The 25,082-nt window shown below is 52.4% G+C and carries 17 protein-coding genes and 1 pseudogene; 13 read left to right on the top strand and 5 right to left on the bottom strand.

Translation table 11 applies throughout. The features are described 5' to 3' along the window. The first annotated feature begins 213 nt into the window (after window positions 1–213). Window positions 214–1,545, top strand: coding sequence for a DEAD/DEAH box helicase (locus BGL48_RS10185; RefSeq protein WP_069362531.1), 1,332 nt, complete (start codon window positions 214–216; stop codon window positions 1,543–1,545). Window positions 1,546–1,668: 123 nt separating this feature from the next. Here the strand turns inward: BGL48_RS10185 and BGL48_RS10180 are convergent, their stop codons facing one another. From BGL48_RS10180 to BGL48_RS10170, 3 genes are read right to left on the bottom strand one after another with little or no spacing between them, the layout of a single operon-like run. Beyond that, the gene (locus BGL48_RS10180; protein ID WP_069362530.1) at window positions 1,669–2,541 is read right to left on the bottom strand and encodes a peptidoglycan binding protein CsiV; all 873 of its coding nucleotides are present in this window, start codon (window positions 2,539–2,541) and stop codon (window positions 1,669–1,671) included. Between the two features lie 28 nt (window positions 2,542–2,569). Beyond that, on the bottom strand, window positions 2,570–6,034 hold the full coding sequence (gene mfd, locus BGL48_RS10175; RefSeq protein WP_069362529.1) for a transcription-repair coupling factor: 3,465 nt from the start codon (window positions 6,032–6,034) through the stop codon (window positions 2,570–2,572). Between the two features lie 4 nt (window positions 6,035–6,038). Then, entirely contained in the window at window positions 6,039–6,632 is a 594-nt protein-coding gene (locus tag BGL48_RS10170; protein WP_069362528.1) for a hypothetical protein, read from the bottom strand. A 193-nt stretch (window positions 6,633–6,825) separates the two neighbouring features. Between BGL48_RS10170 and lolC the strand changes: the two genes are divergently transcribed. Genes lolC through lolE form a run of 3 tightly spaced genes read left to right on the top strand, consistent with a single transcriptional unit; the run spans window position 6,826 to window position 9,930 of the window. Further along, entirely contained in the window at window positions 6,826–8,013 is a 1,188-nt protein-coding gene (gene lolC / locus BGL48_RS10165; protein ID WP_069362527.1) for a lipoprotein-releasing ABC transporter permease subunit LolC, read from the top strand. Beyond that, on the top strand, window positions 8,006–8,695 hold the full coding sequence (gene lolD / locus BGL48_RS10160; protein ID WP_069362526.1) for a lipoprotein-releasing ABC transporter ATP-binding protein LolD: 690 nt from the start codon (window positions 8,006–8,008) through the stop codon (window positions 8,693–8,695). The genes lolC and lolD overlap by 8 nt, the downstream gene beginning before the upstream one ends. Continuing rightward, window positions 8,692–9,930: a lipoprotein-releasing ABC transporter permease subunit LolE gene (lolE, locus tag BGL48_RS10155; protein ID WP_069362525.1), complete on the top strand. Its 1,239-nt coding sequence runs from the start codon at window positions 8,692–8,694 to the stop codon at window positions 9,928–9,930. Before lolD ends, lolE begins: the two co-directional genes overlap by 4 nt. Before the next feature lie 204 nt (window positions 9,931–10,134). Here the strand turns inward: lolE and BGL48_RS10150 are convergent, their stop codons facing one another. Continuing rightward, the gene (locus BGL48_RS10150; protein WP_069362524.1) at window positions 10,135–10,692 is read right to left on the bottom strand and encodes a DUF2062 domain-containing protein; all 558 of its coding nucleotides are present in this window, start codon (window positions 10,690–10,692) and stop codon (window positions 10,135–10,137) included. A 116-nt stretch (window positions 10,693–10,808) separates the two neighbouring features. On the opposite strand from BGL48_RS10150, the gene BGL48_RS10145 reads away from it, so the two are divergent. The 5 genes and pseudogenes from BGL48_RS10145 to kdsB all read left to right on the top strand — a co-directional run bounded on the left by BGL48_RS10145 (window position 10,809) and on the right by kdsB (window position 16,774). Continuing rightward, window positions 10,809–13,022, top strand: coding sequence for a DNA internalization-related competence protein ComEC/Rec2 (locus BGL48_RS10145; protein ID WP_176719653.1), 2,214 nt, complete (start codon window positions 10,809–10,811; stop codon window positions 13,020–13,022). A gap of 43 nt (window positions 13,023–13,065) precedes the next feature. Continuing rightward, window positions 13,066–14,820 carry a lipid A ABC transporter ATP-binding protein/permease MsbA gene (gene msbA / locus BGL48_RS10140; protein WP_069362522.1) on the top strand — a complete coding sequence of 585 codons (1,755 nt, stop codon included), beginning with the start codon at window positions 13,066–13,068 and terminating at the stop codon, window positions 14,818–14,820. A gap of 2 nt (window positions 14,821–14,822) precedes the next feature. Continuing rightward, window positions 14,823–15,847 (top strand): annotated as a pseudogene (gene lpxK, locus BGL48_RS10135) (tetraacyldisaccharide 4'-kinase). Further along, window positions 15,828–16,010, top strand: a complete 183-nt coding sequence (locus BGL48_RS10130; protein WP_046073143.1) for a Trm112 family protein — start codon at window positions 15,828–15,830, stop codon at window positions 16,008–16,010. The pseudogene lpxK and the gene BGL48_RS10130 overlap by 20 nt, the downstream one beginning before the upstream one ends. Beyond that, window positions 16,007–16,774, top strand: coding sequence for a 3-deoxy-manno-octulosonate cytidylyltransferase (gene kdsB / locus BGL48_RS10125; RefSeq protein WP_069362521.1), 768 nt, complete (start codon window positions 16,007–16,009; stop codon window positions 16,772–16,774). The genes BGL48_RS10130 and kdsB overlap by 4 nt, the downstream gene beginning before the upstream one ends. 86 nt (window positions 16,775–16,860) lie before the next feature. Here kdsB and elyC read toward each other — a convergent pair whose 3' ends face one another. Next, a complete protein-coding gene (elyC, locus tag BGL48_RS10120) occupies window positions 16,861–17,634 on the bottom strand; it encodes an envelope biogenesis factor ElyC (RefSeq protein WP_069362520.1) in 774 nt (257 codons plus the stop codon). A 115-nt stretch (window positions 17,635–17,749) separates the two neighbouring features. On the opposite strand from elyC, the gene cmoM reads away from it, so the two are divergent. From cmoM to mukB, 4 genes are read left to right on the top strand one after another with little or no spacing between them, the layout of a single operon-like run. Continuing rightward, window positions 17,750–18,559, top strand: a complete 810-nt coding sequence (cmoM, locus tag BGL48_RS10115; protein ID WP_106407335.1) for a tRNA uridine 5-oxyacetic acid(34) methyltransferase CmoM — start codon at window positions 17,750–17,752, stop codon at window positions 18,557–18,559. Then, on the top strand, window positions 18,556–19,920 hold the full coding sequence (mukF, locus tag BGL48_RS10110; protein ID WP_069362518.1) for a chromosome partition protein MukF: 1,365 nt from the start codon (window positions 18,556–18,558) through the stop codon (window positions 19,918–19,920). Before cmoM ends, mukF begins: the two co-directional genes overlap by 4 nt. Then, window positions 19,901–20,632, top strand: a complete 732-nt coding sequence (mukE, locus tag BGL48_RS10105) for a chromosome partition protein MukE (protein WP_069362517.1) — start codon at window positions 19,901–19,903, stop codon at window positions 20,630–20,632. The genes mukF and mukE overlap by 20 nt, the downstream gene beginning before the upstream one ends. Continuing rightward, window positions 20,629–25,080, top strand: a complete 4,452-nt coding sequence (gene mukB / locus BGL48_RS10100; protein WP_069362516.1) for a chromosome partition protein MukB — start codon at window positions 20,629–20,631, stop codon at window positions 25,078–25,080. Before mukE ends, mukB begins: the two co-directional genes overlap by 4 nt. Window positions 25,081–25,082: the final 2 nt, after the last annotated feature.

The following is a 25,082-nucleotide window of genomic DNA, read 5'->3' as shown; positions in this document are numbered from 1 at the left end:
GCCTCGGTCTTTTTATTACTATGAGCGACCAATAGTGGTTGCCGCCTGACATGAAAGGCGTCACAATAGCGTCGCAATCAAGATTATTGATATCACTTCTAGAGCAACCCTCCTGACGCCGAGTTTTTCTCACACCACGATATTGATATTCATGACCCTAAGTGACGGGCCATGCGGCCTGTGACGACATTTTTTATTTATTGAGATCAATTGATGAGTTTCTCCTCTTTAGGACTATCTGCACCACTATTAAAAGCCGTACAAGAGCAAGGCTATACCACACCCTCACCGATTCAGGAAAAAGCGATTCCAGCGGTGATTGAAGGGCAAGACGTGATGGCGGCCGCGCAAACCGGCACGGGCAAAACCGCAGGCTTTACTTTGCCGATTTTAGAGCGTTTACAAGCAGGTAAACGCGCGCGTCCTAACCACGTGCGCACCCTGATTCTGACTCCAACGCGTGAGCTTGCCGCCCAAGTACATAAAAATGTTGAGCAGTACAGCCAGCATACATCGCTGAGCTCTATGGTGGTATTTGGCGGGGTGAAGATAAACCCGCAAATGATGAAGCTTCGCAAAGGGGCTGATGTGCTGGTGGCGACGCCGGGGCGTTTATTGGATTTGTATCAGCAAAATGCGGTGCGTTTTTCTCAGCTGGAAGTGCTGGTATTGGATGAAGCTGATCGCATGTTAGACATGGGGTTTATTCGTGATATCCGCAAGATCTTGGGATTGTTGCCAGCCAAGCGTCAAAACTTGCTGTTCTCTGCCACCTTCTCGGCTGACATCCGCCAGCTAGCGAAAGAGCTGGTGAATAACCCGGTTGAGATCTCGGTGAGCCCTGCGAACCAAACCGCGACAGGGGTGGAGCAGTGCATTTATCCGGTTGATAAAAAGAAAAAGCCCGCGATGCTGCTTTCTTTGATTGCTGACAATAACTGGCAACAGGTGTTGGTGTTTAGCAAAACCAAGCACGGTGCCAACCGCTTGTCACGTTATCTGGATGAATACGGCGTCAGTGCCGCCGCCATTCATGGTAACAAGAGCCAAGGCGCGCGCACCAAAGCACTTGAACAATTCAAAACCGGTGACGTGCGAGTATTGGTAGCAACCGATATCGCGGCGCGGGGTATTGATATTGCCCAACTGCCACAAGTGGTGAACTTCGATTTACCTCATGTGGCGGAAGATTATGTTCACCGTATTGGCCGTACCGGTCGTGCGGGGGCGGTGGGTAATGCGGTGTCTTTGGTGTGTGCGGATGAAGCCAAAGATTTGTTTGCCATTGAGCGCTTGATTAAAAAGGTCCTCCCGCGCCATAGCTTGGCGGACTTTCCGGTGGCGAACCCAGTGCCAGAGTCTAAGCTTGATACGCGCCCAATTAAGCCAAAGAAACCGAAAAAGAACAAACCGCGTCAGGATGGTCAACGCTCTGGTGACAATGCACGTGGTCACAAACCGGTGGGAAAAAACCGTCGCCATACCCACAAACCAAGTGGCGGTAAGCCCAACTCATCTCGTTCACAGAGTAAAACGCCATCATAACTGAGGCGCACGGGTTGGCATCGGCATGCTGATTGCGTGCCTTCGATGGTGTGGTAAAAAGCCGGTGTGGTCACACCGGCTTTCTTGTTTTAACGCTGATCGGTCGCACCAGTAGTCGGGGACTTATTGACCCTGAACTTTACGCACCTGAATAATCATGCCCATCATGGGATTATCCAAATAGTGGGTTTCGCCACTGCGCATCCGTCGTTTGTGCGTGAACGCGTAAGGCTGCAAAAAGCGCTCAATGTGGTACTGCTTCTCGACCTTTTCTAGGCCTGCAACTTGCACGTTATCTGTCTGTGATGAGGCACCTTGCTGCGCATCTGTGGTTTGCAGTGGCATATTGATCACGTCTTCAACCAGTGCGCGCCGCTCGCTTGGCTCTCGTAGCACCATGTCGGCCTCGACGAACAAGTAATGCTGGACGTAGACGCGCAGTGTGCCATCTAGCTCATAGAGGGGCTGGCGAGGGGGCGCGGTTTCAAGCGCCTGCTCATCCCACGCTTGTTCGCTATCTGACGCTGTATTGCTTGACGGGGTGGCTTGCGCTGTCACCGGCGTACCGTCTGGATTAAAACGGTCGCGATAGTCTTTTCCGGCACTGACACGCAGCAAAGGCAGAGCAGCGCGGCCACTGTCATCTTGACGCCATGCAACATGCACCATGGGCGTAAAGCCCGCATGGTTAGAGAGTTTGTTGTAAGCATTGGTCAGCTGCCATTGGCTGGGTGGCAGCGGGGTGAGTCCCGCATTTTGTAGCGCGCTATTGTTAGTGACGGGAATAGCACGGCTGACCGACGTGGCATTCGCTTGAGTGGGCCAGCTTTCTTCGACACTGGCCGGGTTTTGATTGCGTTTAAACACAATCAATTCCACATCATAAAGTCGCTTAGCTAAAACCGGTTGGCTAAGTGAGATCAGTAGCAACGCCCAAAGGCTCTGCTTGGTATAGCGTGCTAGCCAGCCTGGTGGGTGACATGAATGATTTTTCACAGGTTACTCCGTTTTCTTTGGCAAGCCATTATGCGACCAGTTGGTGACTTGCAAATTGAGTCAACAGCTCATCAATAAAGTTCATCCGCTCCCGTCGATCGGTGAGACTTTCGATAAACTTAATTTTGGTTGGCCCGTCAAATTTATACTTGTCTGGCCGCGATTGTAACAGCCCGACCAAGAATCCGGGATCAATTTGCGCGTCCTCTTGAAACTCGACCATGCCGCCACGATCACTGGCTTCGATCTTTTTCACCCCTAATGCGGCAGCACGTATTTTTAATTGCTGGATATGAAGCAGATTCTTGGTAGCGTCAGGCAGCAGGCCAAAGCGGTCTATCAACTCAACTTGCAGCTCATTAATATCACCATTGGACTTGGCGCTGGCAATGCGTTTATACATCGATAAACGCATATTGATATCGGGAATGTAGTCATCCGGCAACAGCGCAGGCAGGCGTAGCTCAATGTCGGTTTGTTCATTCAGCAATACATCTAAACTCGGCTCTTTTCCTTCTTTCAATGCCTCGACGGCCTGCTCAAGCATGTCCATGTATAGGGTGAAACCAACCGATTGGATTTGACCACTTTGCTCGTCACCGAGTAGCTCGCCCGCGCCGCGTATCTCCAAGTCTTGAGTCGCAAGGGTAAACCCGGCACCGAGATCTTCGAGCGAGGCAATGGCGTCCAGCCGTTTTGCCGCATCTTTGGTCATCCGTTTTGGGTGGGGGGTCAACAGATACGCATAGGCTTGATGGTGCGAACGACCCACTCGACCGCGCAGCTGGTGGAGTTGCGCAAGACCAAAGTGGTCGGCGCGATCAATAATAATGGTGTTGGCTGAGGGAATATCGATACCGGTTTCGATAATGGTGGTACATACCAGCACGTTGTATCGTTGATGGTAGAAATCGCTCATGATCTTTTCTAGCTCACGTTCGCGCATTTGGCCATGGGCCACGGTCACGCGAGCTTCTGGGATCATTTCACTGATTTCATTGGCCGTTTTTTCTATGGTCTCGATATCATTGTGTAAAAAGTATACTTGGCCGCCGCGCATAATCTCACGCAGTAATGACTCTTTAATCAGACTGTCTTCGCGTTCACGGACAAAGGTTTTGACTGCGAGGCGGCGCGACGGTGGGGTGGCGATAATCGAAAGATCGCGCATGCCGCTCATCGCCATATTCAGTGTTCTGGGGATCGGCGTGGCGGTTAAGGTGAGAATATCCACATTGGCGCGCATCGCCTTAATTTTCTCTTTCTGGCGAACCCCAAAGCGGTGCTCCTCATCAACAATCAATAAACCGAGGTCGCGCAGCTTAACATCCGATTGCAGTAACTTATGGGTGCCGATGAGAATGTCCACTTTACCCGCTTCACAATCGGCCAAAATCGCTTTTTGCTCTTTTGCTGACTTAAAGCGTGACAACACCTCCACACGGACAGGAAGGTTAGCGAAGCGGTCACGGAAATTCTCGAAATGCTGTTGCGCCAGCAGGGTGGTGGGGACTAATACGGCAACTTGCTTGCTGTTATTAACCGCCAAGAAGGCGGCACGCATGGCTACTTCGGTTTTACCAAAGCCAACATCGCCACACACCAAGCGATCCATGGCAATGGGACGACACATATCCGACAGCACCGCGTTGATAGCTTGTGATTGATCACTGGTTTCTTCAAACGGGAACGTCGCCCGGAAGGCGCGATAGGCGTCTTTGTCATGGCTAAAGGCAAAGCCAGGTTTGGTTTCTCGCTTGGCATAAACATCAAGCAGCTCGGCGGCGACATCGCGCACCTTTTCTGCGGCGCGGCGACGTGCTTTTTCCCACGCCTCGCCGCCAAGTTTATGCACAGGCGCGCTTTCTTCCGCACCACCGGAATAGCGACTAATCAAGTGTAGTGCGCCCACCGGCACGTATAGCTTGGCGCCCTGTTGGTATTCCAGCGTCATATATTCGGTTTTAAGCCCGCCGGCTTCCAGGGTTTGTAAGCCTTGGTAGCGACCAATACCATGCTCGAGATGTACAACGGGCTGGCCGGGTTTTAGTTCGGCCAAGCTTCTGATCACCGCATCGCTGCTGACGTTTTGCTTGCGTTTGTCGCGGCGGCGTTGCTGTACCGCGCGCTCGCCAAACATATCGCTTTCACAAATCAGCGCAAATTGGCGGGTGTTATCAATAAAGCCTTGATCAACGGGCCCAATGATTAGGCCAAATCGACCGGGTTGCGACAAGGCTTCGGGCAGGCCATTAGCCACCATCGGGCGGATTTTGGCTTGGGCGAGGAGATCGAGTAGCGCTTCGCGTCGCCCTTCAGACTCAACTGAGAAAATGATGTCGCCGTCAAATTGCTCGCTGAACTGGCGCAGCGCCGCAAGGGGCTCTTTGGCTTGATGATTGACCGTTAACGTTGGTAGCGGCGCAATATCGAGGTTTTCTCGTCCTGTTTTTTCAGTGACAGTGTCACTTTCTAGCTTTAAGCGTGGGTAGTGCTTAAGCGTAGTAAACAGGGACTCTTTACTTAACCAGAGCGCATCGGGGGGGAGCAGCGGTCGAAGCGGATCGACGCGACGCTGATCATAACGGTTTGCCACATCGGCTTGGAAATGATCAATAGCGCTTTCCATGTCGCCGACCGATAACACCAATGTATTGTCAGGCAAATAATCAAACAAGGTTTCTGTTTGTTCAAAAAACAGCGGCAGCCAGTATTCAATCCCGGCCGGCCAGGTTTTTTTACTTACCTGCTGGTAAATGGATTCTGGCTCTCGGCGCGCTTCAAAATGCTCGCGAAACCGGCCACGAAAGTACTCCACCGCGGCGTCATCGGTGGGGAATTCATGCGCCGGCAACAGCTGGATGTGTTCCAGCTCTCCGGTTGAGCGTTGGTTTTCCGGGTCAAATTGACGAATGGTGTCGACTTCATCGTCGAAAAAATCAATACGATAAGGTTCGTCACTGCCCATTGGGAACAGGTCGAGGATCGAACCTCGGCTGGCAAACTCGCCATGCTCCATCACTTGATCAACATGACGGTAGCCCGCATCGGTGAGCTGATCGCGCAGTTTTTCTAGCGATAAGATATCGCCTTTTTTCACCATTAAGGCATGTTGATGGAGAAAATGTCGCGGTGTCACGCGCTGTAATGCGGTGCTCGCTGGCGCAATGAGTACCCCGTCTTGTTGATGAGGGAGCTGATACAAGCACGACAAACGCGCGGAAATAATATCCTGATGGGGGGAGAAACTGTCGTAGGGCAGGGTTTCCCAGTCAGGAAAGAGGTCGCAATGGCCTTGAGTAAATTGGCGAATGGCGGGCTGCAAACGCACGGCGGTTTGGTTGTCGGGCACCAAAAGAAACACCGGGCCGGCGTGTTGCTGCGTGAGCGTGGCAATGGCTAGCGGTAATGCAGCCCCTGATAGATTACCGAGATGTTTAACATCGCCTGGCCCTGAGGGCAGCGTAAAAGCATAGAGCGGTTGTTGGGTCATGATTTTAACTGCTTGATTGTTTGCGGTTTCGTGCACGTTTTTTTAGTAGTTTCTGCTGATGATGCAGCGCCGCACGAATGAGCGTGTCGCGGTCTTCTTCCAATAAACGGGTGTACTGGATTTGGATCACATAGTCAGGATTTTCTTGCTCACTGTCGGCATCAGGCTCGCACCCGGTGACGACGCCGTAGCAATAGATGGCCGTCGGCGGATAATCGAGAAATAACTTCACGCGCGCATGCACGCCTTTTTTAAGCGGTGAATGACTATGATAAGAAAAACTGCTCGCCCCAAAGGCGTGTGTCACAAAGCGATGATTGGGCTGATCTTCGTGACTGAGCATATAGCCCATCATCAGTGTCATTTTTTCGTTCTGAGCCTGCAGCACCCGGAATAACGCAGAGGCATCTTCTGGATCGATAGCCTTTAAATCTTTTTCTACGTCGCTATCGAGCTGGCCGCATTGACTTGCTAGGCGAAAAGGTGCCGGGATTTCGGCGGTAAAAGCCTGCGCATCCGGCTGGACTTGATTGTCGGCAAGAGGCTCAACATTAATGCGAATCGCCGCTCGCACAGAAAAATATTCGTCTTGGCTCATCACTGTGCCTTAGGTTGCAGTTGTATTAATGATTATCACGCACCCTTGGCAAGAGGTAAAGGTTAGTGGCTTTTTCTTGGTAAAGGAGACGGTGTTTATGCTGTGAATCCTGGCTTTAACGCAAGGTTGGCTTGGCGTCCCAGTGTGGGACAGGTATGCTTGCAACGAATCAAAACAGTAAGCTAGGTGCGCTATGTTTCAACCCTTGTCGGTGTTTATTGGCTTGCGATATTTACGCGGCCGTTCAGCCGACCGTTTTGGCCGATTTGTCTCGTCGATGTCGACGGCAGGCATTGCTATTGGCGTGATGGCGTTAATCACCGTCTCGTCGGTGATGAATGGCTTTGAAGCTCAGCTGAAAGGCCGAATCCTTGGCGTGTTGCCCCATGCGATTATTGCTAACGGGCAAGCAAATCCAGATCAAACCGTGATTGAGCGTTGGCCTCATGTGATTGATACGGCGCCGATACAAACCACGGATGCCGTGATTCAAAGCCGCAAAGGCTTAAGCGCCGGCTTGTTAGAGGGTATCGACCCCAGTGCGCATGAGCCCTTGGCTGCCCACTTATTGCAAGGTGAATTATCGGCACTGGCCGCCGGGCGCTATCAAGTGATCATTGGGCGTAGTATGGCCTCTGAGTTACAACTTCGCGTCGGGGATGCCGTGCGCGTGATGGTAACCAGTGCCAGCCGCTTTACACCGATAGGCCGGATCCCCGCACAGCGTCTCTTTACGGTAGCGGGGATCTTTCATACCGGCACGGATGTCGATGGGCAGTTAATGCTGGCTAACATTGAGGATGTGGCGAGACTCAGTGGGGAGCCGCCGTCTCAAGCCAACGACTTACGCCTGTTTTTAGATGATCCATTTGCCATTACCCAATTAAAGACACACGCCGATCCCGATACCTGGACGGATTGGCGCGTTTGGCGTGGCGAGCTGTTTCAAGCGGTAAAAATGGAAAAGAACATGATGAGCTTGATGCTCAGCCTGATTGTGATTGTCGCCGCCTTTAACATTATTTCCGCGCTGATCATGGTGGTCATGGAGAAGCAATCTGAGGTCGCGATTCTAAAAACCCTTGGGATGAAAGATAAAGACATTGTGGCTGTCTTTGTTGCTCAAGGCAGCTTGAGTGGTGTGCTGGGCGCGGCGGTAGGCGGCGTACTTGGTGTGCTCCTATCGGCATACATCAATGAAGTCATGTCTATTTTTGGCGTGAGTCTGCTGGGTAACGGCCTAGCGTTACCTGTGGTTATTAATCCTTTTCATGTGGCGATGGTATTAGGCTTAGCGGTCGTGCTAAGTGTGCTAGCCACGCTATTTCCTGCATTTAAAGCGGCATCTGTTCACCCTGCTGAGGCACTGCGTTATGAGTAAATCTTTGTTGTCCTGTCACCGCGTCAGTAAAACCTATCAAGAGGGCGGACAGCCGACCTGCGTATTAAATGATGTTTCCTTGACCATCGCCCCGGGAGAGCTGGTGGCGATAGTGGGCTCCTCAGGCTCGGGGAAAAGCACCTTACTGCATACCCTGGGAACCCTCGACTTGCCCTCGGAAGGTGATGTGTGGATTGAGGGTGAGGCGGTCAATGCAATGACGGCCACGCAGCAAGCGAAACGGCGCAATCAGACATTGGGGTTTGTGTATCAGTTTCACCATTTACTCGCCGATTTCACCGCGCTGGAAAATGTGATGATGCCGCTGTTGATTAACAAAATGCGCCACAGCGCCGCGTCTGAGCGTGCAACGGCTATGCTCAATGCGGTCGGGGTTGGACACCGACTCAGTCACCGTCCATCGGAACTCTCAGGTGGCGAGCGCCAGCGTGTGGCCATTGCGCGTGCGTTAGTCAATGAACCTAAATTAGTGTTAGCCGATGAGCCTACGGGGAACCTTGATCATACCACCGCGCTGGAAATCTACGATTTGATGCGCCAGCTCAACGCGCAGCATGGCACAGCGTTTTTGGTGGTGACCCATGATAGCGAACTCGCCGCCAAGCTAGACCGTCAGCTGACCATGCAAGATGGTCAACTGCTGGGGCAGGAGGAAGCATGAAGCCTTTATCGCTGGCCATCGGTCGTCGCTTCAGTCGTGCCAGACAACGAAACCGTTTGGTCTCCTTTATATCCTTGTCGTCAGTGATCGGGATTGCAGTGGGGGTCATGGTGATCATTGTCGGCCTGTCGGCGATGAACGGGTTTGAACGTGAGTTGAATCAACGTGTGCTGTCTGTGGTACCGCATGCCCAAGTGTTTGGTGTTAATGGTCCTATCGATAACTGGCAACAGGTCAAACGTCAGACTGAGCAGCATCCCAATGTCGAGGCTGCGGCTCCCTATGTTGAGCTGACGGTGTTGATGGAGCATGGCTCGGCGTTACAGCCTGCTAAAATTCGCGCGGTTGATCCGAGTAATGAACAAACCGTGAGTCGCATTGGTGATTATATTGAAGGTGGCTGGGAGAGCTTGCCAGTCGGGCAGTCGCAGATTGTGTTGGGACAAGGTGTGGCGGCGAAGCTGGGCGTTAGTCAAGGGGATTGGTTAACGGTCATGGTCCCTGCGACGGACAGCCAACTTGCATTACGCGCCCCAAAGCGAGTGAGAATGCAAGTGGCAGGCCTGTTACGCCTTGGTGGCCAAATTGACCATTCATTGGCCCTGATGCGACTTCAGGACGCGCAATCTATTATGCAAATGGGACAGTCAGTGACCGGTGTGTCTCTAAAGGTGTCTCCGGTGTTGCAGGCCCGTCAGATTGTGCATGAAGTCGGCCAAACGCTAACCACCTATGTGTATCTAAAAGACTGGACCAGTGAGTTCGGTTATTTATATCGAGACATCCAATTGGTGAGAACCATCATGTATTTGGTCATGGTGCTGGTGATTGGCGTGGCCTGCTTCAACGTGGTGTCAACCTTGATGATGTCGGTAAAAGATAGAGCCGCGGACATCGCGATTTTGCGTACCATGGGGGCAGAAGATCGGCTGATTCGTCGCATCTTTATTTGGTATGGGCTCTTTTCTGGTGCCTTAGGCAGTGTGTTGGGCAGTATCTTGGGCGTCACTCTCGCCACTCATCTCACGGCGATATTGTCTCAGGTCGAACAGTGGCTCGGGCATCGCTTTTTATCAGGGGATGTGTACTTTATTAATTTCTTGCCCAGTGAACTGCATGCTGCGGACGTGGCACTTGTGAGTATCACTGCCATACTGCTTAGTTTGCTTGCCGCTTGGTATCCTGCCCGAAGAGCTTGTCAGCTCGAGCCTGCCGCGGTGTTGAGTGCCAAATAGTGGCTATGCCGCTTGGCATGCTGTCATCACTGATACGCTTTATTGTATTAACACCAAGAGCCCGACAATGGGCTCTTTTTGATCTGCCTTGCTGACCCCTGAAGGGAATACCATGTGCAGACGCGGGGCTGACGATTGCATCGCACTTTTGCCCGACGATGGTTGGTCGCGTCTGATGCCTCGCGTAGATTAAATCAGGACGATTTAAGAAGGCTTGTTTGGGTTAGGCAACACTTCTTTTATTTTCTTGGGTAAACGTAATTTACGTTTTTCCCAGCTTCTGACCACAGAATAGCGCCATATGCCACGTACAGCGAAATAGCCGATGACAGCCATCAACAGTCCGCTGGTGGCGCAGCCTAATAAAAACGGAGGGCCGATGTGGCTCATTTGCTCCGCCAAGTAATGCCACGATAGTTCAAAGTGGAACGGGTACGGCGGACTATTCATCATCCAGGTGCCGAGCTTATAAGCGAGGTAAAAGAGCACAGGCATGGTGATGGGGTTGCTTACCCATACTAGCGCAACGGCGAGCGGCAGGTTGACCCCAAATAAGATCGCGAGCCCGGCGGCCATGATCATTTGGCTGGGCAAGGGGACAAATGCCATAAACAGGCCGACAGCAAAGGCACCAGATGCCGACCGGCGGTTAAGGCACCATAAGTTGGGGTCATGCAACAGGCTACCAAACACCCTGAGTGCCTTATTGTCGCGCAATGTTTCGCGCTTGGGCATATAGCGTTGGAAAAACTTCTTAGGCATACCTGTTTACATTACCTGGAAATTACGCAATGACGCTGACCTTTACATTGACTGCCGCACTGGCTGTGCTGTCGCTACCTTGGTGGTCAATGTTACCGCCAATTTGGGTCTGCATCATGACAGTTATCGTCTTCGTTGTTGGGTGGAAAAGACGTTGGTGGTGGCTTGCTGGAAGCGCGTTAGGGCTCACTTGGGCTGTATTGTCCGCAAACTTGTATCAAGCCGACGTGATCCACGTCATTTCACACCAAGAGGATACTACAATCAGTGGGACAGTGGGCACCCTTTTCAGCGCAAAAACGGGGGCGCAAGCGATTATTTTTGACGTTGATAAAATTAATCAGACAAGATTGCCGCCTTTTCGCTCAGCCAGAGTGCGCGTTTATTGGCAATCTCCCCCTTATCCCAAGCAAGGTGAACGTTGGCAATTGGTGGTGACGTTTAAGCCCCCTTACGGACGGTTAAACGAGGCGGGATTTGATGCGGAAAAATACTACGTTGCACGGCGAGTGCATGCCAAGGCCCGACTCAAAGAAGCAACGCGGCTAACCGAGCAGGTGAGTTGGCGTCAGCAGTTACTTGATACACTCAGCCCAGCTTTGTCGCCGCTTGCCTTTGGGCCGCATTTATTAGCATTGAGCCTTGGCGAGCGGGAATGGTTAACTCCAGCGCACTGGGACACCCTGACGCACAGTGGCTTAGCCCATTTGATGGCTATTTCAGGATTGCATATTGGTTTGGCCTACGGGGTAGGGTGGCAAATCGGCCGTTGGGCGCGCGTCTTTCTCCCGGAACGACGCCTGTTTTTATGGATGCCTTTGTACGTGGCGATGGGGGTGGCCTCGCTCTACGCGGCATTGGCCGGGTTTGCACTGCCCACGCAACGCGCGCTCATTGCCTTGATGCTGGTCTCAATCAGTAAACGCTTGGGAGCGCGGATTTCCCCGCTCAATTTGCTGCAGTTAACCTTATTATTGGTATTGCTCCGCGACCCTTTTGCCGGTTTCTCAATGAGTTTTTGGCTTTCGTTTGCCGCTGTGGGGGCCTTATGCATGGCGCATTACACGCTGACCCATGCCGCCTCTGATGGTCGAATACAAACACGGCCTTGGCTTCGTCCTATCAAGCAGCTTATCGGCATACAATTGATTCTATTGGTAGGAATGCTTCCTTTGCAGTTAGGATTATTTGCAGGGATCAGCGCCGCTGCCACGCCCATTAACCTCGTGGCGGTGCCTTGGGTGGGTATGGTGACCGTTCCACTGGTCTTTGTTGGCCTGCTGAGTGAGAGTCTATCGCTTTCCTGGGTTGCGGATTGGGTATGGGGTGGGGCAAATGCCAGCCTGCAACCAGTGATGGCACTCGCCGATCTGGCGGCTGATACCTGGTTACCCGCCCCAGTCACATCGGCAGGCTGGGCAATATCGGCGATGGTGCTCGCTTGGGGACTCTACGGGTGGCGCTGGCATCGTTTAAAGGCGGTGATGCTGGTCCTGGTCGTAGCCGTGGTGGCGTGGCGAGATCCTAAACCGGTCAATTGGCAAATTGATGTGTTGGACGTCGGGCATGGGTTGGCGGTATTGATCAGTAAGAATCACCGCGCGGTGCTCTATGACACGGGCAACCGCTGGCAGGTGGGCGGCATTGCGCAAGCGGTGATCGCGCCGATTCTGACCCATCGTCAAATCAGGCAGTTAGATGGCCTCATTCTCAGTCATGGCGACAGTGATCATGATGGTGGGGCGACGTTTATGTCTGATACCTATTCACCACAGTGGCGACGTGCCAGTGAGCGTCGTGCTGGGTATCAAGCCTGTGTGGCCGGCGAGCGTTGGCGCTGGCAAGGACTCACCTTTTCGGTACTCTGGCCCCCAGCACAAAAGGCGCGTGCTGATAATGATGATTCCTGTGTGATCCGAGTGTCTGGCGATGGACGTAGCCTGTTGCTCACAGGCGATATAGAAGCGAGTGGAGAGGCTGATTTGTTGGCGTCTCTGACCGATAAACAGGCGCTTAATAGTGACATCATTTTGGTGCCCCACCATGGTAGTGCGTCTTCGTCTTCCTCAGCGTTTATTCGCGCCGTTGATCCGGTTTGGGCAGTCGCGTCAACTGGGCTTCTCAACCCATGGCAGCTTCCGTCACCAGAGGTGAAATTGGCCTATCAAAACGCCGGTATCACCTGGCTTGATACGGCGGCAAATGGCCAAGTGCGTTGGCAGGGTGTCGACTCGGGTTGGCAGTTAACACGTTGGCGGCAGGACCGCAGCGATTATTGGTATCGTCAGATGTTTAAACGTCGGCCAGTATATTTGGACGCGGACTTGTAAAAGAGTAGAATGCCCGTCTGTTTAACACATCTAAACGATTTTAATGAGCGAATATCAAGATAAAACGACCTGGCAGACGTTTAAGCAGCTGTGGCCCTACATTGCCAACTATAAAGTAGGGCTGATTGTTGCCATTATCGCCTTGGTGATTAATGCCGCCAGTGACACCCTGATGCTCTCAATGCTAAAGCCTCTGCTTGACCAAGGCTTTACCTATGATGATGTCAAAGGCGATTTCCTCAAATGGATGCCTGTCTATTTGGTCGCACTCATGGTGATACGTGGCTTGTCGAGCTTTGTGTCCGCTTATTGCTTATCTTGGGTGTCGGGTCATGTGGTGATGACCATGCGCCGCCGGATGTTCAATCACTTTATGAAAATGCCCGTCAGCTTTTTTGACCAAGAGTCGTCCGGGGCTCTGCTTTCTCGGATTACCTATGACTCAGAACAAGTCGCGTCAGCGACCAGTAGCGCCTTGGTCAGTTTGGTGCGCGAAGGGGCATCCATTATCGGTTTGATGGCGTTGATGTTTTGGTCAAGCTGGCAGCTCTCCGCCATTCTTCTGGTGATTGCGCCAGTGGTGGCGATTTCTATCCGCATCGTCTCTAAGCGCTTCCGTCGCATTTCTTCCAATATGCAAGATGCCATGGGGTCGGTGACTAGCTCCGCCGAGCAAATGCTTAAAGGGCACAAAGTAGTGTTAAGTTACGGTGGCCAAGACGTTGAAAAGACGCGTTTTGAGAAAGTCAGTAATCGTATGCGCCAGCAGACCATGAAGCTGGTGTCCGCACAAGCGATTGCCAACCCGGTGATCCAGTTGATTGCCTCCATGGCATTGGTGGTGGTACTGATTTTGGCCAACACCGAGGCGATTCGCTCTGAGCTAACTGCAGGTACCTTTGCAGTAGTATTTGGTGCCATGTTTGGTCTGATGCGCCCACTTAAATCCTTGACCAACGTGACCTCTCAGTTCCAACGCGGGATGGCGGCCTGCCACAGTTTATTTAACCTGATGGAGCTGGAAACGGAAAAAGACACCGGGACACACGCGGTGGAGCAAGTGAGTGGCGACATTAAAGTCGAGGATGTGGTCTTCACTTATCCCACTCGCGACGCACCCGCGCTAAATCATGTCAGCTTTGAGCTGCCAGCGGGTCAGACCCTAGCCCTGGTGGGACGTTCAGGGTCAGGAAAAAGCACCATTGCTAACCTGTTAACCCGTTTTTATGAACTAGACAGTGGCGCGATTACGCTCGATGGCGTACCGATTGAGGACTATACCCTGGGTAATTTGCGTCAGCATGTCGCGGTGGTGTCGCAAAACGTTCACCTGTTTAATGACACGGTGGCGAATAACATCGCGTATGCCGCAGAACATAAATACAGCCGTGAGCAAATAGAGCATGCCGCAAAGCTTGCCTACGCGGATGACTTTATTCGAGAGCTTGACCACGGTTATGACACCATGATTGGTGAAAACGGGGTGAGCTTGTCGGGCGGACAGCGCCAACGCTTGGCTATTGCGCGTGCCTTGCTACGTAATGCGCCCGTTTTGATCCTGGATGAAGCCACGTCGGCACTGGATACCGAGTCTGAACGTGCGATTCAGGCGGCATTGGATGAGCTGCAAAAAGATCGTACTGTGTTGGTGATAGCACACCGACTGTCGACCATTGAAGATGCCGATCAGATACTGGTTGTGGATGAAGGAGAGATCGTCGAACGAGGCAGTCATCAAGCACTCCTTGAGCGTGACGGTGCTTATGCACAACTTCACCGTATTCAGTTTGGTGACTGAGTATGCTAGAGCAACTGTGGTTTGGTCATCAACGCCCGCTATGGTCGGTATTATTAAGGCCGTTTAGCGCCTTATTTGGCCTCGTGGCACGCTATCGCCGTCGTCAATATTTACGCGGCAAAACACGGCGCTATTCGGCGCCAGTGCCGGTTATCGTGGTGGGGAACATCATGATTGGCGGCAATGGCAAAACCCCGTTTGTGATTTGGTTGGTGGAACAACTAAAAGCGCATGGCTACCGACCAGGGGTAGTGTCACGCGGGTATGGCGGCAAATCTGAGCAGTATCCACTATTACTCAGCCAAACCACGCCACCGCGCACGGCGGGAGACGAGCCAGTATTAATTGCGCGCCGCACTCAGGTGCCGGTTTGTGTTGACCCCAACCGCAGCGAGGCGGTTAAACTTATCCTGCAAGAAGGTGTCGATATCGTGGTCACGGATGATGGCCTTCAGCACTACCAGCTGGATAGAGACATAGAGATCGTGATCATCGATGGTCAGCGTCGGTTTGGTAACGGTCACTATCTGCCCCTGGGACCGTTGCGTGAATCACTCGATAGGCTTGAGAGTGTCGATATGTTGGTCACTAACGGTGGAGCACCACAAGGCCAAGAATGGGGGATGCATCTGGTCCCTGGCTTGGCGGTTAACCTACGTACGGGACAACGATGCCAAGCCTCAATGCTACCGCAAGTAGTGGCAGTTGCCGGGATTGGCCATCCGCCCCGCTTTTTTAACACCTTGCAGCAAATGGGCGTGACACCTGTTTATAGCCAAGGGATTAACGATCATCAAACCCTCAACGCCGACGAGCTGGACAGCTTGAGCAAGAAGGGGCAACATTTACTGATGACAGAAAAAGATGCGGTAAAATACCAAGGGATCGCCCAAGATAACTGGTGGTATTTACCGGTAGAGGCGCGGCTGCCTGACGAGGCAGCTCAGGCCGTACTCGCCAAGATAGAACGTTTGCAAACAAACGCGAATAAAAAATAAAGGAACGCTATGGATCACCGTCTGCTTGAAATTGTGGCCTGCCCATCATGCCAGGGCAAACTCTATTATCAGCGCGATAACAATGAGTTAGTTTGTAAATTTGATCGTGTTGCCTATCCGATTATTGATGGTATCCCCGTGCTGCTTGAATCAGAAGCTCGCGATATGTCATTGGAAGAGGTCCAGGGATGAGCCCGTTTTATGTGGTGATCCCAGCGCGGTTTGGCTCAAGCCGCTTGCCGGGTAAACCGTTGGCTGATATCGCCGGTAAGCCGATGATCCAACATGTGTACGAGCGCGCTCAAGCGGCGGGTGCCAGTCAGGTGATTGTTGCCACCGACGACCAGCGTATCGAAGCGGCGGTCAAAGCCTTTGGTGGAGAGGTGTGTTTAACACGTGCCGACCATAAGTCTGGCACTGAGCGCTTGGCCGAGGTTGTCGAACGCTATGGCTTTGCTGATGATGATATTATCGTCAATGTGCAAGGCGATGAACCCTTGATCCCCGCAGCGGTTATCGGTCAAGTGGCGGAGAACCTTAGCCAGAATGATCAGGCACCGATGGCCACCTTGGCGGTTGCGATTGATGACCAAGAGCAAGTGTTCAATCCCAATGTGGTCAAAGTCGTGACGGATCAAAAAGGGTTTGCCCTGTATTTTAGCCGCGCCACGATTCCGTGGGATCGCACCCACTTCGAGGCTGAATCACCTGAGATCCCGCAAGCATTGCTGCGGCACATTGGTATTTATGGCTATCGTGCAGGATTTATTAGCCGTTACATCCACTGGATACCGAGCCCGTTGGAGAAGATTGAGTCATTGGAGCAACTGCGTGTGCTATGGCATGGCGAGAAGATCCATGTAGCCGTTGCCACACAGACGCCGCCGCATGGCGTTGATACCCAAGCAGACTTAGAGGCAGTGCGCGCCTATTTAGCCGCCGATAGCAACGCATAGGTGCAGTTTTACGCCTACTGCGAATGAAAATAACAAAGCCGCGAATTAATCGCGGCTTTTTTGGTGGGTGATACGCGTTGGTGAGCTTAATTGGTCGGCTGAGCGATAAAGTCACGGAGCCGTTGCCATGCTTGTCCCAATCGCTCGTGCCAATAGCGCTCGAACTGCTCGAGGTATTGCGCACGTGGACCGTATTTTATCCATGGCTGCTTAATTTGCTTTTGCGCCATGAAGTTAGTCGGTGCGGGGATGGGATCGAGGCCAGCGCTTTGAAACTCATAGACGGCACGATCCATGTGTGCCGCGGATGTGACAAGAACTAGATTACTCCTCCCAACCACCGACGCGGCTTGGTAGGCTTCCTCCCATGTATCCTTGGCGGTTTCAAGCAACAGGATACTGTTTTTATTGACCCCCAATGCCATTGCGACTCGTGCCAACATACGCGCATGGCTGACTTCATAACCATGGTCATAGCCTGACAAAATCAGCTTGGAAGTGGGGTACATTCGGTGAATACGGATGCCTTCTGCCAGACGCATTAACGCCGCACGAGAAAGCTCAGAGGTTGGGGGGATAGCGTCATCGACCACATGACTGTTGCCCAGTACCATTACAAAGTCTACCGGTTTTTCCGTAGGGAGAAACGCGGTGTATTGACGCTCAAGTGGACGAAGGAGCCCCGAGGCGACCGGTTGAAACGAAGTGAGAAAAATCCCAGCAAACGCAACGAAGATAACAAAAGATGCCAGCCTTTTACGCTGAGAGAACCAAAGCAGGCATAGCCCGAAAAGACCCAACAACAGCAGCGCGGGCAAGGGCATTATCAAGGTTGAGATAAGTTTTTTTAATTCAAACATGCAATGTCGCCCGAAATATAGTCAAACGAGGCACAAATAGTGCCATAAACCTTTATTAACGTAAGGCTTGTGACAGAATATGCCTTTCTACCACTCAATGATAACGAATGCCATTGTGACTGAGGATAAAAATTTCGACGACATTGCCCACAAATTTGTTAAAAACATTTATGGATCGGGCAAAGGCGAAATCCGCCAAGCGGTTGTTTGGCAGGACATAGAGCAGATCCTGCACTGTTTCCCGCCTGAGCAGACCCTGCATATTTTAGATGCGGGTGGTGGGGTTGCCCCTATGTCTCGGCACTTGGCGGCGCGTGGTCACAGGGTCACTTTATGTGATCTTTCTTCGCAAATGCTCGACTTAGCCCGTCAGGAGATTGAACAACAGGGCTTACTTGCGCAGTATCAGCTGATTCATTCTTCGGTGCAGACGATTGGCGAATATTTGAGCGAGCCACCGGATGTGATTTTATTCCATGCGGTATTGGAGTGGACTGCCGAACCGGAGCAGGTGTTGAAAGACTTGCTCAAGCACTTGCGACCGGGTGGGATGGCGTCAGTGATGTTCTATAACCAAACCGGGTTGCTCTTCAAGAATCTTGTGTGCGGTAACCTCACCCATGTTGAGGAAGGCATGCCGCATCGCAAGCGGTTTAAACTTCAGCCACCCAAAGGTTTGCACCCCGAGAGTGTCTATCAATGGATGCAAGACAGTGACATTACCCTCAAAGGTAAAACAGGCGTACGCACCTTTCACGATTATATGCGTGATACCAACATTGGTGATTTTACCTTTGAGCAAGTTATTGCATTAGAGCAACAGCTTTGCCGCCAAGAGCCGTTTGTGTCTCTTGGGCGATATATTCATGTCTGGGGCCAACATCATGCCCCAAGCAATCAAGATGAAAACAAGGACAACGGATGAGTGATCAGGCTCAGTCTTCCCAGCATTGGGCAGACGACGCTCAGACAGTACCTGAGTTGGTCAGTTGGGTAAAACAAAGTGGCTTGGGGTTAAACCTGCCGCCGGAGCGCTTGGCATTCTTGCTGGCAATGGCGGTGATGAGCCAGGAACGACTAGAAGATGAGTTGAGTGAACACGAACTCGTGGACGTCTTTCGGTTGGTGAGCGAGCAGTTTACCAACGATGAAGGAGGCAGTCTTGGTAATGTTGCCTTCCGCGCCAACAATGCCATCAACGAAATGGTACAAGCGAGACTGCTAAGTCGGTTTACCAGTGAAATGACTGATGGCGACAGCATTTACCGCCTCACGCCATTGGCGCTCGGTATTGCCGATTATTACGCCCGTCATCGTGAGTACTCGACCTTAAAGCTTTCAGTACAGCTATCCATGGTGGCCGATGAAATTGCCAAGGCGCGCCGAGCGGCGGAAGAAGATGGGGATGCCACTTTTTGGCGCCATAACGTTTATGGCGTGTTGAAGTACTCGGTCGCTGAGATTTTTGACCGCATCGATCTTAACCAGCGGGTAATGGATGAGCAGCAGCAACAGGTCAAAGAAGACATTGCCGCGCTCCTTACCCAGGACTGGCAAGCCGCAATCGCTAACTGCGAATACTTGCTCAACGAAACCTCGAGCACCTTGCAAGAGTTGCAGGAGACACTGCAGGCGGCGGGGGATGAACTTCAAAGCCAGCTGCTGGAGATCCAAGAAGTGGTTCGCGGCCGTGATGACCTCGATTTCGTCGATAGCATGGTATACAGCTTGCAGATGAAACTGGACCGTATCGTGAACTGGGGGCAGCAAGCCATCGATTTATGGATAGGTTACGACCGCCATGTGCATAAATTTATTCGTACCGCGATTGATATGGATAAAAACCGTGCATTCAGTCAGCGATTGCGCCAGTCGGTCTCCGACTATTTTGATAGCCCTTGGTTTTTGACTTACGCCGATGCGGAGCGACTGCGTGATACGCGCGATGAAGCGCTGGTGTTACGTGACGATGAAGTCACGGGCGAGATGCCAGAAGAGGTGGCGTTTGAACAATTAAGTGTGGTTGACGATGGCCTTTCACAGGCAGTGTCACAGATGCTCAACCGCCATCGAGAAACCGGACAAGCGATCGACTTGGGTCGTGTTCTGAAAGATTACTTAGCCGAGCATCCACAAGCTCGCCATTTTGATCTCGCGCGCTTAGTGATCAACCAAGCGGTCCGCATGGGCTACTCCCAATCTGATCTTAACGCGATTCAGCCTGATTGGCAGGCGATTAACGACTTCGGAGCTAAGGTACAAGCGAATGTCATCGATAAATACTGAACAGCCAATGCCAGAAGGGCTGGCCAAAGCCATTGCTAACCCTTTGTTCCCGGCGTTGGACAGTGCATTGCGTGCTGGCCGCCATATTGCCAGCGACGATCTGGATAACCACGCCTTGCTGATGGAATACGAGCAAGCGCTGAATATTTTCTACCAGCGTTATAACGCTGAATTGGTGCGCGCGCCAGAGGGCTTTTTCTATCTTCGCCCGCGTTCAACCAGTTTAATTAGGCGCAGCGTGTTGTCTGAACTGGATATGCTGGTTGGCAAAGTCCTGTGTTTTCTGTACTTAAGCCCAGAGCGCTTGGCACAAGAGGGGATCTTTACCACCCAAGAGCTGTTTGATGAGCTGCTGGCGTTGGCGGATGAGAAAAAACTGATGAAGTTGGTCACGCATCGTGCCACCGGCTCAGATCTTGACCGGGAAAAGCTTTTCGACAAAGTGAAAACCTCGCTGCGACGTTTGCGTCGTCTTGGGATGATTTTACCTATCGGTGAAGGCAGTAAATTCCGCGTCAGTGAAGCGACTTTCCGCTTTGGTGCCGATGTACGAGCCGGGGACGATCCACAAGAAGCCCAGTTGCGTCTGATTCGTGACGGGGAAGCTGTGGTGCATAGCCAAGCGCATATTCAATCAAGCCTGCTCGATGATCACTCGGATGAAGACGCAGACAATGCCGATACAGAGACAACGGAGGAGCCGACAGTATGAGCCAGCGCGGTAAGTATCACTCACTCACCATGGTGAACTGGAACGGCTTTTTTGCCCGAACCTTTGATATTGACTCCCTTGTCACCACCTTATCAGGCGGGAATGGCGCGGGTAAGTCGACCACCATGGCGGCGTTTATCACCTCGTTGATCCCTGACCAAACCCTGTTGCACTTCCGTAACACCACAGAGGCAGGTAGCTCGAGCGCGTCTCGTGATAAGGGCTTGCACGGTAAACTGCAGCCAGGTGCCTGTTATGCCGCCTTGGATGTGGTGAATTCACGCCAACAGCGGGTGTTGTTTGGGGTGCGTCTTCAACAAGTGGCGGGGCGTGATAAGAAGGTGGATATCAAGCCGTTCGTTTTACAAGGCTTGCCTTCTTCTGTGGCGCCGACCGATGTGTTGGTCGAGACCTTAAATAACGGTCAAGCGCGTGTACGCCAGCTTAACGAGGTAAAAGAGGCGGCGAGTGCCTATGAAACCGCGCACTTTAAAGCCTTTAACTCGGTCACCGACTATCACGCGCAAATGTTTGAGTTTGGTGTGCTACCGAAAAAGCTGCGCACCCAGCAAGATAGAGGCAAGTTTTATCGATTAATTGAGGCGTCACTCTACGGCGGTATTTCCAGCGCGATCACTAAATCGTTGCGTGAATATCTGTTACCGCAAAACGGTGGCGTGAAAAAAGCTTTCCAAGATATGGAAGTGGCGCTGAAAGAAAACCGTATGACGCTAGAGGCGATCAAGCTGACGCAACGCGACCGTGACTTGTTTAAGCATTTGATCACCGAAGCGACCCATTACGTGGCCTCAGACTATATGCGCCATGCCAATGAGCGTCGTAGTAAGCTTGAGCAAGCGCTATCGTTGCGGGCGGAGCTGAACGCTGCCCAGCAGACGTTGCAGCAAAAGCAGCAGCATGCGGAAACCATGCGCGCAGAATTAGCCGAGCTTGAAGCGGGACAAGATCACCTCGAACAAGATCACCAAGCGGCGGCTGATCATCTGCAGTTGGTGCAATCGGCGATGCGCCAACAAGAAAAGATTCAGCGTTACGAGGAAGACTTACTCGATCTTTCTGAAAAGCTGGAAGAGCAAATCATGGTGGTGGAAGAGGCCACAGAGCAGCTTGCTGAAGCTGAATTGCGTGCGGCACAAAGTGAAGAGGAAGTGGATAGTCTCAAGACTCAGCTTGCTGACTACCAACAAGCACTCAACACGCAACAAACGCGTTCCCTGCAGTACCAACAAGCCCTCAATGCCTTGGAAACCGCGCGTCGCCTCACTGGCGATGAGACCCTCAGTGCAGACGAGGCCACGACACGATTACACGCGTTAAAGGCACAAGAGTCTGAACAAACCGATCGCGTACTGTCACTCAAGCATAAACGCGATTTGGCGTCAGCGACGGCCAATCAGTTTGAACAGGGCTTGCATCTTTTGCACCGTCTTGATCCCTCTGTGCCCCGTGCTGAGGCTGGCAAGGCGGCCAAGCGCTGGGTTGAGCTGGGCAGAGAGCGTCGCTATCTAGCCGACAGTCTGACGCAGCGCCAGTATGAGCAGCGTGAACTGAGCCAACGGGCCGAGCAATATCAGCAAGCGAGCCAGTTCGTGTCGGAATATCAGGACCTAACAGGCGAATCGCTGGCTGACAGTGACGCGGTCGAGCAAGCCGCCGCGCTGCAGCAAGCACGACGCGACGCGCTACAAGAGCAAAAAGACACCCAAGCTGAGCAACTGCGTGAGCTTGCGCGGACACAGGATGCGGTTGACGCGCAAATCCAAGATCTTGAGTTAAAAGCACCGACTTGGTTTGCGGCCAATGACGCCTTGACCAAACTGGAAAGCCAAACTGAAAAAACCTTGGTGGACAGTCAAGCGGTGATGGAGGCGATGCATGCCACGCATGAGGCGGTACGCACGCGCACGCAGCACCAAGATCAGCTGAGTAAACAAAAAACAGAGATTGAACAAGCGATTGAGCAATTAGCGCAGCCAGGTGGCAGCGACGATGCGCAATTGCAAGGCCTCGCCGACACCCTGGGTGGTACTTTACTCTCTGAAATTTATGATGATATCACGCTCGATGACGCTCCTTATTTCAGCGCACTCTATGGCCCGGCGCGGCATGCCATCGTGGTGCCTGATCTTAAAGGCGTTAAAGACAAACTCACTGATTTAGACGCTTGCCCTGATGATCTATACATCATTGAGGGGGATGCCGACGCGTTTGATGATAGCGTGTTTGATGCTCAAGAGCTGTCGGGTGCCGTGTGTGTACACCTAAACGATCGGCAAATGCGCTATTCGCGCTTCCCGACTACGCCTTTGTTTGGTCGAGCTGCCCGTGAGCACCGCCTTGAGCAGCTACGTGAACAACGGGAGGCCTTGGTGGAAGAGCATGCCAAAGCCTCTTTTGATGTACAAAAGTGGCAACGTTTGTCACACGCATTTAGCCAATTTATTGCTGAGCATCTCACGGTGGCGTTTGAGCCCGATCCTGAACAGGCGATCGCCGCTTGCCGCGAGAAACGTGCGCAGACTCAGCGGGCAATAACCGAAGCCAAGCAGGTATTGGCACAACACGAGGCGGCGGTGGCGCGTTGTCAGCAAGCGCTACAAATTCTCGATAAGCTTCGCTACTGTGCCGACGCGCTCACAGAGGAGAATCTCGACGCGCGCGTGCAAGCAGCGGTTGAGCGCGTAGAGGCCGCCAAAGAAGCACAAGGCTTTATCCAACAACATGGTGAAACCTTGGCCGCATTGGAAAGTAGCCTGGCAACACTCGACAGTGACCCTGAGCAATTTGATAAACTGGAACAGGCCTACCAAGAGGCGGATGACACCTTACAGGCGATTAAGCAGCAAGTGTTTGCTGTTGCCGATTTAGCGGAGCGTCGTCCGCATTTTGCCTATCAAGATGCGTCAGACATGCTGACGCAAAGCAGTGAGCTTAACGAACAGCTTAAAGCCAAACTCAAAGACGCCGAGCAGGTGCGCCAACGTGAGCGTGAATCGCTCAAGCAAATTCAGTCGCAGAATAGCCAATATCATCAGGTGCTCGCATCGCTCAAAAGCGCCCATCAATCTAAGCAAGAGACATTGAACGAGTTTAAGCGTGAGCTTAGTGAGTTAGGTGTGCAAGCGGATGAAGACGCCCTGATGCGTGCGCAAAGTCGTCGTGATGCTTTGTACGAGCAAATGCATCAGGCACGGCAGCGCCATAGCGAGCTTTCCCGCGGTATCACATCGCTGGAGATGGAGACCAAATCACTGACCAAAGAGCTGCGTAAACTGCTTAAGCAGTACAAAGAGCTGCGTCAGTTTGTGGTCAACGCCAAAGCGGGCTGGTGTAGCGTCCTGCGCATCGCGCGCGACAATGGGGTAGAAAAACAACTGCATCGTCGAGAAATGGCGTATATGTCTGCTGACGAGTTACGTTCGTTATCAGATAAATCGTTAGGGGCATTGCGTCTGGCGGTTGCTGACAACGAAACCTTGCGCGATGCCTTGCGGGCGTCTGAAGATGTTGGACGACCAGAGCGTAAAGTCTTGTTCTACGTGGCTGTGTATCAGCATCTGCGCGAACGTATCCGTCACGATATCATTCGCACCGATGATCCGGTCGAAGCGATTGAGGAAATGGAAGTCGAACTGGCCCGTCTTACTGAAGAGCTTACGCAGCGTGAACAACGCTTGGCGATCAGCTCCGAGTCGGTAGCTAATATTATTCGCAAGACGATTCAGCGCGAACAAAACCGGATCCGCATGCTTAACCAAGGGCTACAGAACGTAGGCTTTGGTCAAGTGCAAGGCGTGCGCCTGAATGTGTCTATCCGTGAAACCCATGCTCAGTTGCTGATGGGCTTGGCTGAACATGCTGACCAGCACCAAGATTTATTTGGTAATCCAAACCTGACGTTTTCGGAAGCGATGGCTAAACTGTTCCAGCGCTTAAACCCGCATATTGAAATGGGGCAACGTGCGCCACAGACCTTAGGGGAAGAGTTGTTAGATTATCGCAACTTCCTCGAATTAGATATTGAGGTGAATCGTGGCACCGACGGCTGGTTGAAAGCGGAATCCGGCGCGTTGTCGACCGGTGAAGCGATTGGTACTGGGCAGGCAATCTTGCTGATGGTGATCCAAAGCTGGGAAGAAGAATCACGCCGACTGCGGGGCAAAGATGTGATCCCTTGTCGCTTACTCTTCCTGGATGAGGCCGCGCGTTTGGATGCTAAATCGATCTCGACCTTGTTTGAGTTGTGTCATCGCTTGGATATGCAGCTGTTGATTGCGGCACCGGAAAACATCAGCCCAGAGCAAGGGACGACGTATAAACTGGTGCGTAAAATCTTCAACGATCGCGAACACGTCCATGTCGTGGGCTTACGCGGCTTTGGTGAAGAGAAGCGTCGGGAGCTCGATCGCGAGCCGGTGATGGAGTAATC

Origin of the sequence: Salinivibrio sp. SS3 (assembly GCF_001722105.1) — a bacterium.
GTDB classification, from domain to species: Bacteria; Pseudomonadota; Gammaproteobacteria; order Enterobacterales; family Vibrionaceae; genus Salinivibrio; species Salinivibrio kushneri.
Note: the sequence above shows the minus strand (reverse complement) of the source record. Positions and strands in the feature narration are given on the sequence as shown.

Coding starts and splice junctions, on each gene's coding strand:
- BGL48_RS10185 (WP_069362531.1), top strand. CDS start 214: ATGAGTTTCTCCTCTTTAGGACTATCTGCACCACTATTAAAAGCCGTA.
- mfd (WP_069362529.1), bottom strand. CDS start 6,034: ATGACCCAACAACCGCTCTATGCTTTTACGCTGCCCTCAGGGCCAGGC.
- BGL48_RS10170 (WP_069362528.1), bottom strand. CDS start 6,632: ATGAGCCAAGACGAATATTTTTCTGTGCGAGCGGCGATTCGCATTAAT.
- lolC (WP_069362527.1), top strand. CDS start 6,826: ATGTTTCAACCCTTGTCGGTGTTTATTGGCTTGCGATATTTACGCGGC.
- lolD (WP_069362526.1), top strand. CDS start 8,006: ATGAGTAAATCTTTGTTGTCCTGTCACCGCGTCAGTAAAACCTATCAA.
- lolE (WP_069362525.1), top strand. CDS start 8,692: ATGAAGCCTTTATCGCTGGCCATCGGTCGTCGCTTCAGTCGTGCCAGA.
- BGL48_RS10150 (WP_069362524.1), bottom strand. CDS start 10,692: ATGCCTAAGAAGTTTTTCCAACGCTATATGCCCAAGCGCGAAACATTG.
- BGL48_RS10145 (WP_176719653.1), top strand. CDS start 10,809: ATGACAGTTATCGTCTTCGTTGTTGGGTGGAAAAGACGTTGGTGGTGG.
- msbA (WP_069362522.1), top strand. CDS start 13,066: ATGAGCGAATATCAAGATAAAACGACCTGGCAGACGTTTAAGCAGCTG.
- BGL48_RS10130 (WP_046073143.1), top strand. CDS start 15,828: ATGGATCACCGTCTGCTTGAAATTGTGGCCTGCCCATCATGCCAGGGC.
- kdsB (WP_069362521.1), top strand. CDS start 16,007: ATGAGCCCGTTTTATGTGGTGATCCCAGCGCGGTTTGGCTCAAGCCGC.
- elyC (WP_069362520.1), bottom strand. CDS start 17,634: ATGTTTGAATTAAAAAAACTTATCTCAACCTTGATAATGCCCTTGCCC.
- mukF (WP_069362518.1), top strand. CDS start 18,556: ATGAGTGATCAGGCTCAGTCTTCCCAGCATTGGGCAGACGACGCTCAG.
- mukE (WP_069362517.1), top strand. CDS start 19,901: ATGTCATCGATAAATACTGAACAGCCAATGCCAGAAGGGCTGGCCAAA.
- mukB (WP_069362516.1), top strand. CDS start 20,629: ATGAGCCAGCGCGGTAAGTATCACTCACTCACCATGGTGAACTGGAAC.